Origin of the sequence: Streptomyces desertarenae (genome assembly GCF_042681365.1) — a bacterium.
In the GTDB taxonomy this organism is placed as follows: domain Bacteria; phylum Actinomycetota; class Actinomycetes; order Streptomycetales; family Streptomycetaceae; genus Streptomyces; species Streptomyces desertarenae.
Genome location: NZ_JBHUFU010000010.1, coordinates 195,755 through 210,723 on the forward strand (window position 1 = coordinate 195,755; position 14,969 = coordinate 210,723).

The 14,969-nt window shown below is 75.6% G+C and carries 17 protein-coding genes; 9 read left to right on the forward strand and 8 right to left on the reverse strand.

What is annotated here, in order from left to right; genetic code table 11:
- Nucleotides 1–95 precede the first annotated feature (95 nt).
- Entirely contained in the window at nt 96–1,751 is a 1,656-nt protein-coding gene (locus tag ACFSJS_RS18245) for an FAD-binding dehydrogenase (protein WP_380901631.1), read from the reverse strand.
- Nucleotides 1,752–1,847: 96 nt separating this feature from the next.
- Here ACFSJS_RS18245 and ACFSJS_RS18250 point away from each other — a divergent pair, with 96 nt between their 5' ends.
- Genes ACFSJS_RS18250 through ACFSJS_RS18265 form a run of 4 tightly spaced genes read left to right on the forward strand, consistent with a single transcriptional unit; the run spans nt 1,848 to nt 3,639 of the window.
- Nucleotides 1,848–2,396, forward strand: a complete 549-nt coding sequence (locus ACFSJS_RS18250) for an NUDIX domain-containing protein (RefSeq protein ID WP_380901633.1) — start codon at nt 1,848–1,850, stop codon at nt 2,394–2,396.
- A 9-nt stretch (nt 2,397–2,405) separates the two neighbouring features.
- The gene (locus ACFSJS_RS18255; RefSeq protein ID WP_380901635.1) at nt 2,406–2,804 is read left to right on the forward strand and encodes a YidH family protein; all 399 of its coding nucleotides are present in this window, start codon (nt 2,406–2,408) and stop codon (nt 2,802–2,804) included.
- Entirely contained in the window at nt 2,801–3,142 is a 342-nt protein-coding gene (locus tag ACFSJS_RS18260; RefSeq protein ID WP_380901637.1) for a DUF202 domain-containing protein, read from the forward strand. The genes ACFSJS_RS18255 and ACFSJS_RS18260 overlap by 4 nt, the downstream gene beginning before the upstream one ends.
- Before the next feature lie 17 nt (nt 3,143–3,159).
- Complete coding sequence (locus tag ACFSJS_RS18265; RefSeq protein WP_380901805.1) at nt 3,160–3,639, forward strand: gluconokinase; 480 nt, start codon at nt 3,160–3,162, stop codon at nt 3,637–3,639.
- 34 nt (nt 3,640–3,673) lie between these two features.
- Here ACFSJS_RS18265 and ACFSJS_RS18270 read toward each other — a convergent pair whose 3' ends face one another.
- The gene (locus tag ACFSJS_RS18270) at nt 3,674–4,627 is read right to left on the reverse strand and encodes a hypothetical protein (RefSeq protein WP_380901639.1); all 954 of its coding nucleotides are present in this window, start codon (nt 4,625–4,627) and stop codon (nt 3,674–3,676) included.
- 130 nt (nt 4,628–4,757) lie between these two features.
- Between ACFSJS_RS18270 and ACFSJS_RS18275 the strand changes: the two genes are divergently transcribed.
- Both ACFSJS_RS18275 and ACFSJS_RS18280 read left to right on the forward strand, forming a co-directional pair.
- Nucleotides 4,758–5,780, forward strand: coding sequence for a phosphotransferase family protein (locus tag ACFSJS_RS18275; RefSeq protein ID WP_380901641.1), 1,023 nt, complete (start codon nt 4,758–4,760; stop codon nt 5,778–5,780).
- A gap of 6 nt (nt 5,781–5,786) precedes the next feature.
- Nucleotides 5,787–7,007: an acyl-CoA dehydrogenase family protein gene (locus ACFSJS_RS18280; protein WP_380901643.1), complete on the forward strand. Its 1,221-nt coding sequence runs from the start codon at nt 5,787–5,789 to the stop codon at nt 7,005–7,007.
- A 57-nt stretch (nt 7,008–7,064) separates the two neighbouring features.
- Here the strand turns inward: ACFSJS_RS18280 and ACFSJS_RS18285 are convergent, their stop codons facing one another.
- Genes ACFSJS_RS18285 through ACFSJS_RS18295 form a run of 3 tightly spaced genes read right to left on the reverse strand, consistent with a single transcriptional unit; the run spans nt 7,065 to nt 9,519 of the window.
- Nucleotides 7,065–8,057 (reverse strand): NADPH:quinone oxidoreductase family protein, encoded by a 993-nt coding sequence (locus ACFSJS_RS18285; protein ID WP_380901645.1) that lies wholly within the window; start codon nt 8,055–8,057, stop codon nt 7,065–7,067.
- Between the two features lie 49 nt (nt 8,058–8,106).
- Nucleotides 8,107–8,712 carry a TetR/AcrR family transcriptional regulator gene (locus ACFSJS_RS18290; RefSeq protein WP_380901647.1) on the reverse strand — a complete coding sequence of 202 codons (606 nt, stop codon included), beginning with the start codon at nt 8,710–8,712 and terminating at the stop codon, nt 8,107–8,109.
- 36 nt (nt 8,713–8,748) lie between these two features.
- Nucleotides 8,749–9,519, reverse strand: coding sequence for an SDR family oxidoreductase (locus ACFSJS_RS18295; protein ID WP_380901649.1), 771 nt, complete (start codon nt 9,517–9,519; stop codon nt 8,749–8,751).
- A 201-nt stretch (nt 9,520–9,720) separates the two neighbouring features.
- Here ACFSJS_RS18295 and ACFSJS_RS18300 point away from each other — a divergent pair, with 201 nt between their 5' ends.
- The gene (locus ACFSJS_RS18300; RefSeq protein ID WP_380901651.1) at nt 9,721–10,236 is read left to right on the forward strand and encodes a hypothetical protein; all 516 of its coding nucleotides are present in this window, start codon (nt 9,721–9,723) and stop codon (nt 10,234–10,236) included.
- A 262-nt stretch (nt 10,237–10,498) separates the two neighbouring features.
- Nucleotides 10,499–10,963: a MaoC family dehydratase gene (locus tag ACFSJS_RS18305; protein WP_380901653.1), complete on the forward strand. Its 465-nt coding sequence runs from the start codon at nt 10,499–10,501 to the stop codon at nt 10,961–10,963.
- Between the two features lie 50 nt (nt 10,964–11,013).
- Here ACFSJS_RS18305 and ACFSJS_RS18310 read toward each other — a convergent pair whose 3' ends face one another.
- Nucleotides 11,014–11,763, reverse strand: coding sequence for a TetR/AcrR family transcriptional regulator (locus tag ACFSJS_RS18310; protein ID WP_380901655.1), 750 nt, complete (start codon nt 11,761–11,763; stop codon nt 11,014–11,016).
- Nucleotides 11,764–11,918: 155 nt separating this feature from the next.
- The gene (locus ACFSJS_RS18315; RefSeq protein ID WP_380901658.1) at nt 11,919–13,070 is read right to left on the reverse strand and encodes an acyl-CoA dehydrogenase family protein; all 1,152 of its coding nucleotides are present in this window, start codon (nt 13,068–13,070) and stop codon (nt 11,919–11,921) included.
- 67 nt (nt 13,071–13,137) lie between these two features.
- On the opposite strand from ACFSJS_RS18315, the gene ACFSJS_RS18320 reads away from it, so the two are divergent.
- Nucleotides 13,138–13,797 carry a TetR/AcrR family transcriptional regulator gene (locus ACFSJS_RS18320; RefSeq protein WP_380901660.1) on the forward strand — a complete coding sequence of 220 codons (660 nt, stop codon included), beginning with the start codon at nt 13,138–13,140 and terminating at the stop codon, nt 13,795–13,797.
- 40 nt (nt 13,798–13,837) lie between these two features.
- Here ACFSJS_RS18320 and ACFSJS_RS18325 read toward each other — a convergent pair whose 3' ends face one another.
- Entirely contained in the window at nt 13,838–14,944 is a 1,107-nt protein-coding gene (locus ACFSJS_RS18325; protein WP_380901662.1) for a zinc-binding dehydrogenase, read from the reverse strand.
- Between the last annotated feature and the right edge of the window lie 25 nt (nt 14,945–14,969).

Consider the following 14,969-nt stretch of genomic DNA (forward strand, 5'->3'; position numbering starts at 1 on the left):
CCCGCGGAGGTCCGCGGGGGGCTCCGCGCTGTCCGGCCTCCTCCGGGGCCGCTCCCCGGCAGGGGCCCCTCACCGCCCGCGGCGCGGGCGGGCCGTCAGCCCAGGGCCCGCGCCGCCGCCCGTCCGGCGGTGCGGCCCGAGAACAGGCAGCCGCCCAGGAAGGTGCCCTCCAGAGAGCGGTAGCCGTGCATGCCCCCGCCGCCGAACCCGGCGGCCTCCCCGGCCGCGTAGACGCCGGGCAGCGGCGTGCCGTCACCGGTCAGGACGCGGGCGGACAGGTCGGTCTCCAGTCCGCCGAGGGTCTTGCGGGTGAGGACGTGCAGGCGCACCGCGATCAGCGGCCCCGCCTGCGGGTCCAGCAGGCGGTGCGGCGGGGCGACCCGGATCAGCCTGTCGCCGAGGTAGGTGCGGGCCCCGCGGACGGCGGTGATCTGGAGGTCCTTGGTGAAGGGGTTCCCGATCTCCCGGTCGCGGGCGGTGATCTCGCGCCGCAGGGCGTCCTCGTCGATCAGGTCGTCGCCGGTGAGGGCGTTCATGCCGCGCACCAGGGCGGACAGGTCGCGTTCGACGACGAAGTCGGCTCCCCGGTCCATGAAGGCCCTCACCGGCCCGGGGGCGCCGGAGCGGGCGCGGCCGAGGACCCGGCGGACGCTGCGGCCGGTGAGGTCGGGGTTCTGCTCGGAGCCCGAGAGCGCGAACTCCTTCTCGATGATCTTCCGGGTGAGGACGAACCAGGTGTACTCGTGGCCCGTCCGCATGATGTGCTCCAGGGTGCCGAGCGTGTCGAAGCCGGGGAAGAGCGGCACCGGCAGCCGCTTCCCGGTGGCGTCCAGCCACAGCGACGACGGTCCGGGCAGGATGCGGATGCCGTGCCGGTCCCAGACGGGGTCCCAGTTCTCGATGCCCTCGGTGTAGTGCCACATCCGGTCGCGGTTGACGACCCGGCCGCCGGCCCCCTCCGCGATGCCGAGCATGGCGCCGTCGACGTGGGCGGGGACACCGGAGAGCATCCGCCCGGGCGGGGTGCCCAGGCGCTCCGGCCAGTTGGCGCGGACCAGCTCGTGGTTGCCCCCGATGCCGCCGGAGGCGACGATCACGGCCTGGGCGCGCAGCTCGAAGGTGCCGGCCACCTCGCGGCCGGTGGCGGCGCCGCGCGGGGCGTCGCTGGGGGCCAGCACCTCGCCGGCGACGGTGTCCACCGCGCCGGCGCTGCGGGTCAGGGAGGTGACGCGGTGCCGGAAGCGCAGGTCCACCAGGCCCCGGCCGGCCCCCTGCCGCACGCGCCGCGCGAAGGGCTCGACCAGGCCGGGCCCGGTGCCCCAGGTGATGTGGAAGCGCGGTACCGAGTTGCCGTGGCCGGTGGCCCCGTAGCCGCCGCGTTCGGCCCAGCCCACGACGGGGAAGAACCGCACCCCCTGGGCGCGCAGCCAGGCCCGCTTCTCGCCGGCGGCGAAGTCGACGTACGCCTCGGCCCAGCGGCGCGGCCAGGCGTCCTCCTCGCGGTCGAAGCCGGCCGTGCCGAGCCAGTCCTGCCAGGCCAGCTCCCGGCTGTCGCGGACGCGCAGGCGGCGCTGCTCGGGCGAGCCGACGAGGAACAGGCCGCCGAAGGACCAGTGCGCCTGGCCGCCGAGGGAGCCCGCGGGCTCCTGGTCGAGCAGGATCACCCTGCGGCCCGCGTCGGCCAGCTCGGCGGTGGCCGCGAGCCCGGCCAGTCCCGCCCCGATCACGATCACGTCGGCGTCGTACGCCATCGGCCCACCCGTCCCCGGTCCGCCCTCGCTGGTGAACCGGAGGGTAGCCCCCGCTCCCGGTGCGCGGCACCCCCCCGGAGCTGCTTTGATGGCCGGATGACCGAGGAGATCGCGGGCCGGTCCGCGGACGAGCTGCTGGACGTCGTGGACGAGCACGACCGGGTGGTCGGGCGGGCGCGGCGCGGTGAGGCCACCGCGCGGCGGTTGCGGCACCGCTGCGTCTCGGTGCGGGTGTACGACGCCGAGGGGCGGATCTTCGTGCACCGCCGCACCCCGGGGAAGCCGGTCTTCCCCTCGCTGTACGACGTGGTGGTCGGGGGCGTGGTCGGCGCCGGCGAGGAGTACGGCGAGGCGGCGCTGCGGGAGGCCGAGGAGGAGCTGGGGGTGAGCGGGCTGCCGCGCCCGGAGTACCGGCTGAAGTTCCTGTACGAGTCGCCGGAGCACGCCTGGTTCCTGTCGGTGTACGAGGTGCGCTGCGAGCTGCCGGTGGCCCCGCAGGCCGAGGAGGTCGCCTGGTGGGCGTTCCTGCCGGAGGAGGAGGTGGAGCGCCGGCTGCCGGAGTGGGACGTGGTGCCCGACGGGCTGGAGTGCCACCGGCGCCTGGGGGCGTGGCACCGGGCGCGCCGCGGCGCCGGGGCCGTCTAGGGTCGGGGCATGATCAGCGGTTTCCGGGCGGCGGCGCGGCTGTGGTGGGCGCCGGAGCGGATGCGGGCCGAGGGCGAGACCCCGGACTACCGGTTCTCCCTGGCCAACGAGCGGACGTTCCTGGCGTGGATCCGCACCTCGCTGGCGCTGGTGGGCGGCGGGCTGGCAGTGGACCAGTTCCTGACCGGGATGCGCGCCGGGGTGCGGACGGCGACCGCCGTGGTGCTGCTGGCCGGCGGCGCCCTGTGCGCGGTGCGGGCGGTCAACCACTGGCTGCGCACCGAACGGGCGATGCGGCGCGGCGAGGACCTGCCGATGTCGCGCTTCCCCGTCCTGCTGGCGCTGGGCACGGCGCTGGCCGCGCTGCTGGTGGGCACCGGGGTGCTGCTGGGCGGGCTCGGCCGGTGAGCCGGGAGCGGGCGGGGGGACCGGCGGTTTCGGGCGGTCCCGCGCGCGACCCGGCCGCGCAGCCCGAGCGCACCCGGCTGGCGTGGCGGCGCACCGTGCTGGCCTCCGCCGTGGTGGCGGTGCTGGCGGCGCGCCGGGCGGCGCACGGTGCCGGGGACGCGGTGTGGTGGGCGGCGGTGTCGGCGGCCGCCTGGGTGGCGCTGGCGGCCTCGGCGGCCCGCCGCTCCCGGGAGCTGGCCGTTCCCCGGCCGGTGCCGCTGGGGGTTTCCGGGGCGCTGTCCGCGGTCATCTGTACGCTGGCCGTGCCGATCTGTGGGGTGGTGGTGTTGCTGTGGTGAGCCCGCTCGTCGTGGTGATGGGTGTGTCCGGTTCCGGCAAGACGACGGTGGGCACCGGTCTGGCCGGGGCGCTGGGCGTGCCGTACGCGGACGCCGACGACTTCCACCCTCCCGCGAACGTGGAGAAGATGAGCTCGGGCGTTCCGCTGACCGACGAGGACCGCCGGCCCTGGCTGGACGCCATCGCCGAGTGGCTGCGGGAGCGGGGCGCGCGCGGCGGGGTGGTGACCTGCTCCGCGCTCAGGCGCCGCTACCGGGACCGGCTCCGCGAGGCCGCCCCGGAGCTGTTCTTCGTCCACCTGGACGGCTCCCCGGAGCTGATCGCCTCGCGCATGTCGGCACGCAGGGGCCACTTCATGCCGCCGGAGCTGCTGCGTTCCCAGCTCGACACCCTGGAGCCGCTGGCGGAGGACGAGGCGGGCGCCGTCGTCCCCATCGACGGCACACCCGAGGAGACCGTCTCCCTGGCGCGCGCCGCCCTCCCCGGCTCCCGCTGACGGCCGCCTCCCCGGCGCCTTCCCGGGTGCCGCCTCAGCGCGCCCGCCGCCGGACCCCCTTCGGGCGGCGGCGCGGGGCGTGCCGCAGCCGGTGGGCCAGGGAGCGGACCGCGCGGTCCGCGGCGGGGTCGGCGAGCGCGCCCCGGGCCAGGGCCTCGCGCACCGCCGGCGTGCGGCCCGCGGCGACCAGGGCCAGGGATTCGGCGAGCGCCCGGGGGAGCTCGGGGTGGCGGGGCGGCCGGCCGGCGTCCTCGTCGAACCAGCGCCCCAGGTGGAACGAGTGGTTCACCTTCGGTTGCCGGTTCCCCAGCCAGTCCCACACCGCCCCGTGCAGCGAGACGTTCACCACGTGGCCGGCGGGCAGCGTGCGCGTCCAGGCGTGGTCCTCGTGCTGCTGCCAGCGCCAGTGGTGGGGACTGGTCCTGCCGCGCTCGGTGACCCCGACGTACCGCAGCACGCGGCGGATCACCGGCCAGGGCTCGCGGCTCTCCTCGATCCAGTCCGCGAGCTCGCGGTGCAGGAGGGCGAAGGTGCCGCCGGAGTGCACCACGTCCACCAGCGCGACCGGCCGCCCGCGGCGGGCCAGGTCGTACGGGCTCAGGCCGGCCGCCGCGAGGTGCTCGCGCAGCCGTGTCCGGACCTCGGGCGCCATCCCGTGCAGGAGGCCGAGGCTGGAGACCGGGAGCCGCCGCAGGACCGGCCGGTCCCGCGGCGGCACGTCCTCGACGGCGCCGGTGAGCAGGTCGTACATGCTGTCCAGGGAGCGGCCGACGAAGCACAGGTCCCCGGCGCCGGAGCGGGCGAGGACCCTGGCGGCGCAGGCGGTGAGCTCCTCCAGGTACCACAGGTCGGCCGCCCCGTCCCGCGCCGCGAGCGCGCCGAGCCGGTCGGGGCGGCCCCGCTCCGGGGAGCGGGCCAGGTTCCAGCGGAAGGGCCGCGGCGGGGAAGGGGCGGCGGCGGATGCGGTCGAGTGCGTCGTCCGGGCCATGGGTCCGAGTGGACCATCCGGCGGGCCGCGCGGTCATCCCGTTTTCCCGACCCCTCTGGACTCCATACCGACTGGTCGGCATCATGGCTCGGTACCGTACGACCACCCTCTCCCCGCGAGGAGCCATCCGATGACCGAGCACCATCCACCGGGCCTCGATCCCGCGCGGCTGCGCGCGCACCTGGACCGCGAGCGCCCCGGGCTCGTCCGGGGGGAGCTGAGCGCGGAGCTGATCGAGGGCGGGCGGTCGAACCTGACCTACCGGGTGACCGACGGTACCTCCCGCTGGGTGGTGCGGCGTCCGCCGCTGGGGCACGTGCTGGCCACCGCGCACGACATGGCCCGCGAGCACCGGGTGGTCAGCGCGCTGGGCCCGACCGGCGTCCCCGTCCCCGGCACGGTGCTGCTGTGCGAGGACGAGTCCGTCCTCGGGGCGCCCTTCTACGTGATGGAGTACGTGGAGGGCACCCCGTACCGCACCGCCGAGCAGCTCGCCCCGCTCGGCCCGGAGCGCACCCGCGAGCTGGTGCTCTCCCTGGCGGACACCCTCGTCGAGCTGCACGCGGTCGACCCCGCCTCCGTCGGCCTGGCGGACTTCGGACGGCCCGAGGGGTTCCTGGAGCGGCAGCTGCGGCGCTGGGGCAAGCAGCTGGACGCCTCCCGCAACCGCGACCTGCCGGGCATCGACGAGCTGCACGCCTCCCTCGGCGCACGGCTGCCGGCCTCGCCCGCGCCCGCGGTCGTCCACGGCGACTACCGGCTGGACAACGTGCTCGCCGGCCCGGACGGCACGATCGCCGCCGTCCTGGACTGGGAGATGTCCACGCTCGGCGACCCGCTCACCGACCTCGGCCTGCTGGTGATGTACAGCAGCCAGCGGCACGTGCCCGGCGCGCCCATCGCGACCACGCGCGAGGCGGCCGGCCACCCCGGGCCCGAGGAGCTCGTCGAGCGGTACGCGGCGCTCTCGGGGCGCGACGTGTCGGCCATCGCCTGGTACACCGCGTTCGCCTACTTCAAGCTCGCGGTGATCCTGGAGGGCATCCACTACCGCTACACCCTGGGGCAGACCGTCGGCGCGGGCTTCGACCGCATCGGCGCCCTCGTCCCCCTCTTCGTCGAGAACGGCCTCACCACGCTCCGGAAGGGCTAGGCAGCCATGGACTTCGCATTCGACGCCCGTACCGAGGAGCTGCGGAAGCGGCTGCTGACCTTCATGGACGAGCACGTCCACCCGGCCGAGGCGGTGGCCGAGGAGCAGCGCGCGCGGCTGGACTCCCCCTGGCAGGTCCCGCCGGTGGTGGAGGAGCTGAAGGCCGCGGCCCGCGAGCGGGGCCTGTGGAACCTCTTCCTGCCGGACACCGAGTACGGCGCGGGGCTGACCAACCTCCAGTACGCGCCGCTGGCGGAGATCACCGGCCGCAGCCCGCGGCTCGCGCCGACCGCGACCAACTGCGCCGCGCCGGACACCGGCAACATGGAGGTGCTGGCGCAGTTCGGCAGCGCCGAGCAGCGCGAGCGGTGGCTGAAGCCGCTGCTGGCCGGGGAGATCCGGTCGGCCTTCGCCATGACCGAGCCGGAGGTCGCCTCCTCGGACGCCACCAACATCCGGACGCGGATCCGGCGGGAGGGCGACGAGTACGTCGTCACCGGCCACAAGTGGTACATCTCCGGCGCGATGCACCCCGACTGCGAGATTTTCATCGTCATGGGCAAGACCGCCCCGGACGCCGCCGACATCCGCCGCCGGCAGTCGATGGTGCTGGTGCCGCGCGACACCCCGGGCGTGGAGGTCCGCCGCGCCATGAAGGTCTACGGCTACGAGGACCACGACCACGGCGGCCACGCCGAGGTGTTCTTCCACGACGTCCGCGTGCCCGTGGCCAACCTGATCGGCGAGGAGGGCGGCGGGTTCGCCATCGCCCAGGCCCGCCTCGGTCCGGGCCGCATCCACCACTGCATGCGGCTGATCGGCATGGCCGAGCGGGCGATCGAGCTGATGTGCCGCCGTGCCGCCACCCGTACCGCCTTCGGCGGGCCGCTGGCCGCGCAGGGCGTCGTCCAGCAGTGGATCGCCGACGCCCGGGTGACGGTGGAGCAGCTGCGGCTGCTGGTGCTCAAGACGGCCTGGCTGATGGACACCGTCGGCAACCGGGGCGCGCACACCGAGATCCAGGCCATCAAGATCGCGGTGCCGCGGGCGGTCGTGGGCATCCTGGACCGGGCGGTGCAGCTGCACGGCGCGGGCGGGGTCAGCCAGGACTTCCCGCTGGCGGAGCTGTGGGCGGCGGCCCGCACGCTCCAGCTCGCCGACGGGCCCGACGAGGTCCACCAGCGCTCCCTGGCGCGCCGCGAGCTGAAGCGCCACGCACAGGACTGAGCGCAGCGCCCCCGGGCCGGTGGACGGTCCGGGGGCGCGGTGCGGCGGGGCCGGGGCTCAGGGCCGGACGACGACCCGGCCGGTGGTGGTGCCGTCGGCGACGCGCTGGACGGCGTCGGCCGCGCCCTCCATCGGCACCCGCTCGCTCACCAGCGGCTTGACCGCGCCCCGCTCGGCGAGCGCGACCAGTTCCCCGTGGCAGGCGCGCACGGCGGCCGGGTCGTGGGTGTTGTACAGGCCCCAGTGCAGGCCGAGGACCGAGTAGTTCTTCACCAGGGCGTGGTTGAGGCCGGGGGCGGGGATGGTGCCGCTCGCGAAGCCGACGACCACGATGCGGCCCTCGAAGGCGACGCACTTGGTGGAGGCGGTGTAGGCGTCGCCGCCGACGGGGTCGTAGACCACGTCGGCGCCGTGCCCGCCGGTGGCCTCCTTGACCGCCTCGGCCAGACCCCGCACCCCGTCGACCGCGTGCCGGTCGATCACCGCGTCGCAGCCCAGCTCCCGGGCCACCGACGCCTTCTCCGGGCCGCCGACCACGCCGATCACGGTCGCGCCCGCCGCCCTGCCGAGCTGGACGGCGGCGCTGCCCACGCCCCCGGCGGCGGCGTGGACCAGCAGCGTCTCGCCGCTGCGGAGGCGGGCGCGGCGGTGGAGGCCGAACCAGCCGGTCTGGTAGCCGATGTGCAGGGCGGCGGCCTCGGCGTCGTCGAGCGCCGCGGGGGCGGGCGCGCACCGGGCCTCGTCGACCGCCACCAGTTCGGCGAAGGCGCCGTGGGGCAGGTCGGGCTGGGCGATGATCCGGGTGCCGGCCGCGGTGGCCGTCCCCTCCCCCGCCGCCACGACCTCGCCGCACAGCTCGACCCCGGGGGTGAAGGGGAGCGGGGGCCGGACCTGGTAGTGGCCGCGGCACAGCAGCGCGTCGGGGAAGTTGACGTTCGCGGCCCGTACGCGCACCAGCAGCCGGCCGGGGCCGGGCTCGGGGTCCGGGACCTCCTCCAGCCGCATCGCCTCGCGCGGTTCACCGTTGCTGTGGACACGCCATGCCTTCACCGGGGGACCTCCACCCTCGTCGCTGCTCTCGCCACCGCCGGCCGGCCGGTCAGGGCCGCAGGGCCCGCAGGAGCAGGTCCGCCAGATGGTCGGCGACCTGCTGCGGGGACATGCGGCCACCGGGCCGGTACCAGGTGCTGAGGTGGTGGACGGAGCCGAAGTGGTAGTCCACCACCAGGTCGGCCGGGGTGGCGGTGCTGAACACCCCGGCCTTCTGACCCTCCTCGATCAGGGCGCGGAACCGCTCGTGGTAGCGGCGCCGCTCGGCCCTGACCTGCTTCTGCTTCTCCTCGCTGAGCTGGTGCATGGAGCGGAAGAAGATCGACGCGTCGTCCAGGTTCTCGATGGTGGTGACGACGACGTCGGCGGCCGCGTCGCGCAGCCGCCGCTCCACGGGCGCGTCGGCCTGGGCGAAGGCGTCCAGCCGCTCCTGCTGGAGCCGCAGCACCCGGCCGTAGATCTCGTGCAGCAGATCGTCCTTGGAGCCGAAGTAGTGGTAGAGGGCGCCCTTGGTGACGCCCGCCGCCTCCACGATCTCCTGCACCGAGGTGCGGTCGTAGCCGCGGTCGGCGAACAGCCGGGTGGCGGCGGCCAGCAGCCGCTGCGGGACCGGCTGGTCGTTGGTGCTCCGCCGCTGGGTCGCCGGGCTCGTCATGGCGCTTCCTCCTGGTCCTTCGGGGCTTTGCCGGACCTACCGGTCCCGCTGGATTGTCTCCAGCTTGCGCTGCACATGATTCATCGCGCCCAGCCAGGCGTCGGTGTCGGAGGCCCGCGCCACGGCGTAGCGCCCGACCTCGGGGTGCGGCAGGACCAGGAAGCGCCCCTCGTCGACGGCCTCCAGCACGGCGGCGGCCACGTCCTCCGGCTCGATGGCCGTCGGCTGGAGCACCAGCTCCCCGGCGGTGGAGGCGGAGGCGAGCATGTCGGTGCGCACGCCCTGCGGGCAGACGGCGTGGACGTCGATCCCGCGGTGCCGGTAGGTGACCGACAGCCACTCGGCGAAGGCGAGGGCGGCGTGCTTGGAGACGCTGTAGGGCGCGGAGCCGACCATGGTGAGCATCCCGGCGGCCGAGACGGTGGCGACGAACCGGCCGCGGCCGCGCTCCAGCCACGCGGGCAGCAGGTCGCGGGCGGCGCGGACGTGGGCCATCACGTTGACGTCCCAGGCCGCCTCCCAGGCGTCCTCGGGCGCTTCGGGGCCGCCGGCGGGGGCGATGCCGGCGTTGGCGCAGAAGACGTCGATCGTGCCGCCGAGCGCCTCGCGGGCGGCGGGGACGATCCCCGAGGCGTCGCCGGGGACGGCCACGCCCCCGACCTCCCCGGCCACGGTCCGCGCCCGGTCGGCGTCGAGGTCGTTGACGGCGACCCGGGCGCCGCGCGCGGCGAAGGCGCGGGCGAGGGCCGCGCCGATGCCGCCGCCCGCTCCGGTCACCACGACCGCCTTGTCCCGCATGTCCTCCATGCCCGCTCCTCGGCTCGCTCCGCCTGTGTCCGTCCCTCGCCCCGCGGCCCGCGCGGCGCCCTCCGGCGGCCGGGCCGCCGGACCCGCACAGACTAACCAGTCGGTATGTGGCTTAGGAAGATTCCGGGGAAGACGGATCCCACAGAGGGTCCGGTACGTCCCAACGATGACGATCGGCGACTCCGTCGGAGGTGGTACGCGTTGGCCGGTTTCAATGCCCTGGCCGAACAGGTTCGTGATCCTGGCAGAGATCCCTCCCAGCGCCGGCAGGCGCTGCGCAAGTGCCTGGAGCGGTTCGCGCCGTACGGGCACCGCGCCACCTGGCACCACCTGTGCGCCCGGGCGGGCATCTCCCCCGACGACCGCTTCCCCGATCCGGAGCGGCTGGTGGCCGCCCTGGAGGAACTCGAGGAGGCGCGGGAGGTCTGGCTGGCGTACGAGCGCGACTTCGCGCGGCGGCGCAGGGAGCAGAAGTACGACGGCATCCGGCAGCCGCCGGGGCCCGACGACTGGCACCGCCGCTGCTGGGGCGGCCGCGGGCTCCTGCCCGTCGAGGATCCCGAGGCCGCGCCCCGCGCCCCGCTGGCGGAGGTGCTGCGCCGACTGGTCCGGGAGGCGGAGGCGCGCGAGGCGCGGTGCGCTGCGCAGGCGATGCACCGCATCCGCCAGGCGACGGCCCGGCACCGCCCGGCCGGGAAGGTGGCCGTGCCCCACTGACGGCCGCGGGTGAGCAGGGCACGGGTCCCGGGGTCCGCACGGAGCGAGGGCACGGACACACGGACACGGCAGGAGCACAAGCACGACACGGGCACGAGCGATGCGCCACGGCGGGTCCCGCTGCGACGGGGCCCGCCGTGGCGCGTCGCGGCGGCCCGGCATGCGGCCGCCGTTGACAGGCCGCACCCTCCCCCGCATGCTGAGCAAGCGCTTAGTCGCAGATCGGGACCACGAACCACCACGGTTGGGGAGGCGAGCTTCCATGGCGGAGCCCAGGGTTTTCACGTCGGTCGGGGAACTGCGGGCGGCGGTCGGCGAGGAGTTGGGCACCAGCGACTGGCTGGAGGTGGACCAGAAGCGGATCGACCTGTTCGCGGAGGCCACCGGTGACCACCAGTGGATCCACGTGGATCCGGAGAAGGCGGCCGCCGGGCCGTTCGGCACGACCATCGCGCACGGCTACCTGACCCTCTCGCTGCTGCCCGTGCTGGTGCCGCAGCTGATCCGGGTCGAGGGAGTGCGGATGGGCATCAACTACGGCGTCAACAAGGTCCGCTTCCCCTCCCCGGTGCCGGTCGGCTCCCGGGTGCGCGCCACCGCGCGGATCGCGGAGGTGTCCGAGGTCTCGGAGGACTGCGCCCAGCTCACCACGGTGGTCACCGTCGAGCGCGAGGGCGGGGAGAAGCCGGTGTGCGTCGCGGAGAGCGTCGTCCGCTACTACCTGTGAGGCGTTCCCCGCAGGCCGCCGGCCCGGCGGCCTGCGGGGACCGGGCAGGGCTACCGCCCGGGCCGGTCCTCCCGCCCGGGGGCGTCGGGCGGGGCGCCGACCATCCTCAGCACCAGGTCGGCGTAGAGCGCGCCGATCTCCTCGGGGGAGCGCGATCCCCCCGAGCGGAACCAGCGGGCGACGTCGATGCAGAGCGAGAGCACCGCCAGGGCGGTGCCCCGCAGGTCGGTGACGGTGAACTCCCCGGTGGCCGCCCCGTCCGCCAGGATGCCGCGCAGGATCTCCTCGCTGCGCCGCCGCAGGGCGACGATCTCGGCGTAGTGCTCCTCGGCCAGCGCGTTCAGCTCGTACTGCACCACCCGGGCCGTGGTGTGCCGCTCGGCGTGCCAGCGCACGAAGGCGTGCACGGCGGCGGCCAGGCGCCCGGCGGGGCCGGTGGCGCTGTCGGCGGCCTCGGTGAGGATGCGCACGGAGCGCTCGTGGCCGACCCGGCTGATCTGGTAGAGGAGCTCCTCCTTGGTGCGGTAGTGGATGTAGAGCGCGGCGGGACTCATCCCGGCCCGTGAGGCGATGTCGCGGGTGGTGGTGGCGTGGAAGCCCCGCTCGGCGAACGCCTCGACCGCCGCCAGCAGCAGCCGCCGGGCCGCGTCGGGCTCGACGCCGCCCCAGGAGTCGTCCGGGTCGGCCCCGGCCGTCCGCGCCGCGGCCGCGTCCTCCGGCCCGCCGGCGCCGGCCGCGTCCTTTGCCGCCGTGCCGCTCCCGGGCCCTTCCGCGGCCCCGGGCCCCGTCTCCGCCGTCATGCGCACCTCGCCCCGTGTGGATCGACCGGGCGAACACGATACATCGGCGGACCGGCATGGCTGAGCAGCCGCTTAGGGTGCGGGCTCCGTACGCCGGGCGGGACCGGCGGACCGGGGCGCCCGCACCCGGCGGCGGGCCGCGGGCGCGGGCGCCCTCAGAAGGCGGAGACCCCCGTCAGCGAGCGCCCGATGAGCAGCTTGTGGATCTGGCTGGTGCCCTCGTACAGCGTCATCACCCGGGCGTCGCGCAGCAGCTTGCCGACCGGGTACTCGTCGATGTAGCCGTAGCCGCCGAAGACCTGGAGGGCGTTGTTGGCGGCCCGCACCGCGGCCTCGGAGGCGTAGAGCTTGGCGACGGAGGACTCGGTGGCGAAGGGCAGCCCGCGGTCGATGTGGTCGGCCACCCGCCAGGTCAGCAGCCGGGCGGCGTCGACGTCGACCGCGATGTCGCTGATCAGCTCCTGCACGAGCTGGTGGTGGGCGATGGGCCTGCCGAACTGCTCGCGCTCCCCCGCGTAGGCGACGGCCGCGTCCAGTGCCGCCTGCGCGATGCCGACGCATCCGGCCGCCACCGACATGCGGCCCTTGGCAAGGGCGGACATCGCGACGGAGAATCCCTTGCCCTCGGGGGCGATCCGGCAGTCGTCCGGGACGCGGACGCCCTCGAGCACCAGCTCGGCGGTGGCCTGCCCCCGCAGGCCGAGCTTGCCGTGGATCTCCCGGCGGGTCAGGCCGGGGGTGTCGGTGGGGACGAGGAAGGCGGTGATGCCCCGGTGGCCGGGTTCGGGCCCGCTGCGGGCGAAGAGGAGCACCACGTCGGCCCAGGTGCCGTTGGTGATGAACATCTTGGTGCCGTCGATCACCCAGTCGCCGCCGTCGCGCCGGGCGCGGGTGGTGAGGTGCGCGGCGTCGGAGCCGGTGCCCGGCTCGGTGAGGCCGAAGCAGCCGACCGCCTCGCCGGCGCAGAGGCGGGGCAGCCAGTGCCGCTTCTGCTCCTCGCTCCCCCACGCGGCGACCGACTTGGCGACCAGGCCGAGGGAGACGGACAGGATGCCGCGCACGGCGGAGTCGCCGCGCCCCAGCTCCTCGGTGACCAGGCAGTACGCCAGGTGGTCGCCGCCGGAGCCGCCGTACTCCTCCGGGACGGTCAGCCCCAGGAAGCCCAGGTCGCCCAGGGACTTCACCACCGACCGGTCGACGCTCTCGGCACGGTCCCACTCGGCCGCGTGCGGCGCGATCTCGCGGTCGACGAACTCCTTGGCCAGCCGTCGGACGGCGGCCTGCTCCTCGGACAGCTCCAGATCCATACCCATTAAACTAACACCGCTAGTTACCGCGTCGTAGACCCCGTACGAACCTTCGAGGATGTGATCCGTGGCACGCCCGCGCACCCCCCTGCTCAGCCGCGAGCGGATCGTGGCGGCGGCCCTCGCCCTGGTGGACGCCGAGGGCCTGCCGGCGGTCTCCACCCGCCGGCTCGCCGCCGAACTGGGCGTCAGCGGCCCGTCCTTGTACAACCACTTCCGCACCAAGGACGAGATCCTGGACGCGGTCGCCGACGCCGTGTGCGCCGATGTCGACCTGTCGATGTTCGGGGACGGCACCGGCTGGCGCGAGGCGCTGGTGGCCTGGGCCCGCTCCTACCGGGCGGCGCTCGCCGCCCATCCGAACATCGTCCCCTACCTGGCCCAGGGGCCCGGGCGGCGGCCGAGCCAGCTGCGCATGGCCGACGCCGTGTACGGCGCGATGCTCGACGCGGGCTGGCCCCGCGCCCAGGCGACCCGCATCGGCGCGCTGATGCGGTACTTCGTGGCCGGATCGGCGCTGGGCTCCTTCGCCCGCGGCTTCGTCGACGACGCCGCGCTGTACGAGCGGGACTACCCGCACCTGGACCAGGCCCACCTGCTGGCCGAGCACCAGCAGCGCGTCGACGAGGGAGCGTTCGAGACGGGACTGCGCGCCCTCGTCGACGGGCTGGCGCTCCGGTTCCCCGGCGCGGACGCCGGGGGCTCCGGGGACGCCCAGGGATCGTGAGACGCCGCGGGGCGCCGGTCCGGTGCCCCGCGGCGGCGCCTCACTCCTGTCCGAACACCACCAGCGCCCGGCCCCCGCGCCCGGCGAGCATCGCCTCGAACGCCGCCGGCACGCCGTCCAGGCCGATCCGGTCGGTGACCAGCGCGCCCAGGTCCAGCCGCCCGGCCCGCACGTGCGCGGCGAGCACCGGCAGGTCCCGCTCGGGGACGCAGTTGCCGTAGACGCAGCCGGACAGGGTGCGGGCGAAGTGGAAGATCTCCAGCGGCGAGAAGGAGACCCGGGTGTCCTTGCCGCCGATGCCGACGACCGAGGTGCGGCCGCCGCGCCGGGTGGAGGACCAGGCCGCCCGGATCGTCTCCGCGCGCCCCACGCACTCGATCGCCGCGTCGGCGCCCAGCTCGCCGGTGATCCCCCGGATCTCCCTGGCCGTGGTGTCGGAGGCGGTCAGGAAGTCGGTGGCGCCGGCGCGGCGCGCCAGTTCCTCCTTCTCCGGGGAGACGTCCACGGCCACGATCGCCCCGGCGCCCGCGATCCGCGCCGACTGGATCACCGCGAGCCCCACCCCGCCGACACCGAAGACGGCCACCGACTCGCCCTCGCGGACGCGCGCGCTGTGGTGGACCGCCCCGTACCCGGTGAGGACCGCGCAGCCCAGCAGGGCGGCGTCCACCAGCGGCACGCCGTCGGGCAGCGGCAGCACGCCCCGCTCGGCGACCACCGTCTCCTCGGCGAACGCGGCGGTGCCCAGGCCCGGGTGGAGCTCCGTGCCGTCGGCGGCGCGGGCGTAGGGCACACCGCTGGCGGCGTTGGCCTCGGTGCACAGCCAGGGCTCCCCCAGCCGGGCGCAGAAGGGGCACGCCCCGCAGGAGGGGGCCCAGTTGAGCACGACCCGCTGCCCCGGGGAGACGGCCGTGACGCCCTCGCCCACGGCCGTCACGGTGCCCGCCCCCTCGTGGCCGAGGACGGCGGGGACGGGCTGGCGCAGGGTCCCGTTGGAGAGCGACAGGTCGGAGTGGCAGACCCCGGCGGCGGCGAGGCGGACCCTCACCCGCCCGGGACCGGGCTCCGGCAGCTCTATCTCCCCCAGCTCCAGCGGGGCCCCGGGGGCGGGCAGTACGACGGCGCGGACCACAGGCGTTCCTCTCATGTCCCGGAAGGGGACCTCTCCTTGC

Coding starts and splice junctions, on each gene's coding strand:
- ACFSJS_RS18245 (WP_380901631.1), bottom strand. CDS start 1,751: ATGGCGTACGACGCCGACGTGATCGTGATCGGGGCGGGACTGGCCGGG.
- ACFSJS_RS18250 (WP_380901633.1), top strand. CDS start 1,848: ATGACCGAGGAGATCGCGGGCCGGTCCGCGGACGAGCTGCTGGACGTC.
- ACFSJS_RS18255 (WP_380901635.1), top strand. CDS start 2,406: ATGATCAGCGGTTTCCGGGCGGCGGCGCGGCTGTGGTGGGCGCCGGAG.
- ACFSJS_RS18265 (WP_380901805.1), top strand. CDS start 3,160: ATGGGTGTGTCCGGTTCCGGCAAGACGACGGTGGGCACCGGTCTGGCC.
- ACFSJS_RS18270 (WP_380901639.1), bottom strand. CDS start 4,627: ATGGCCCGGACGACGCACTCGACCGCATCCGCCGCCGCCCCTTCCCCG.
- ACFSJS_RS18275 (WP_380901641.1), top strand. CDS start 4,758: ATGACCGAGCACCATCCACCGGGCCTCGATCCCGCGCGGCTGCGCGCG.
- ACFSJS_RS18280 (WP_380901643.1), top strand. CDS start 5,787: ATGGACTTCGCATTCGACGCCCGTACCGAGGAGCTGCGGAAGCGGCTG.
- ACFSJS_RS18290 (WP_380901647.1), bottom strand. CDS start 8,712: ATGACGAGCCCGGCGACCCAGCGGCGGAGCACCAACGACCAGCCGGTC.
- ACFSJS_RS18295 (WP_380901649.1), bottom strand. CDS start 9,519: ATGGAGGACATGCGGGACAAGGCGGTCGTGGTGACCGGAGCGGGCGGC.
- ACFSJS_RS18305 (WP_380901653.1), top strand. CDS start 10,499: ATGGCGGAGCCCAGGGTTTTCACGTCGGTCGGGGAACTGCGGGCGGCG.
- ACFSJS_RS18310 (WP_380901655.1), bottom strand. CDS start 11,763: ATGACGGCGGAGACGGGGCCCGGGGCCGCGGAAGGGCCCGGGAGCGGC.
- ACFSJS_RS18315 (WP_380901658.1), bottom strand. CDS start 13,070: ATGGATCTGGAGCTGTCCGAGGAGCAGGCCGCCGTCCGACGGCTGGCC.
- ACFSJS_RS18325 (WP_380901662.1), bottom strand. CDS start 14,944: ATGAGAGGAACGCCTGTGGTCCGCGCCGTCGTACTGCCCGCCCCCGGG.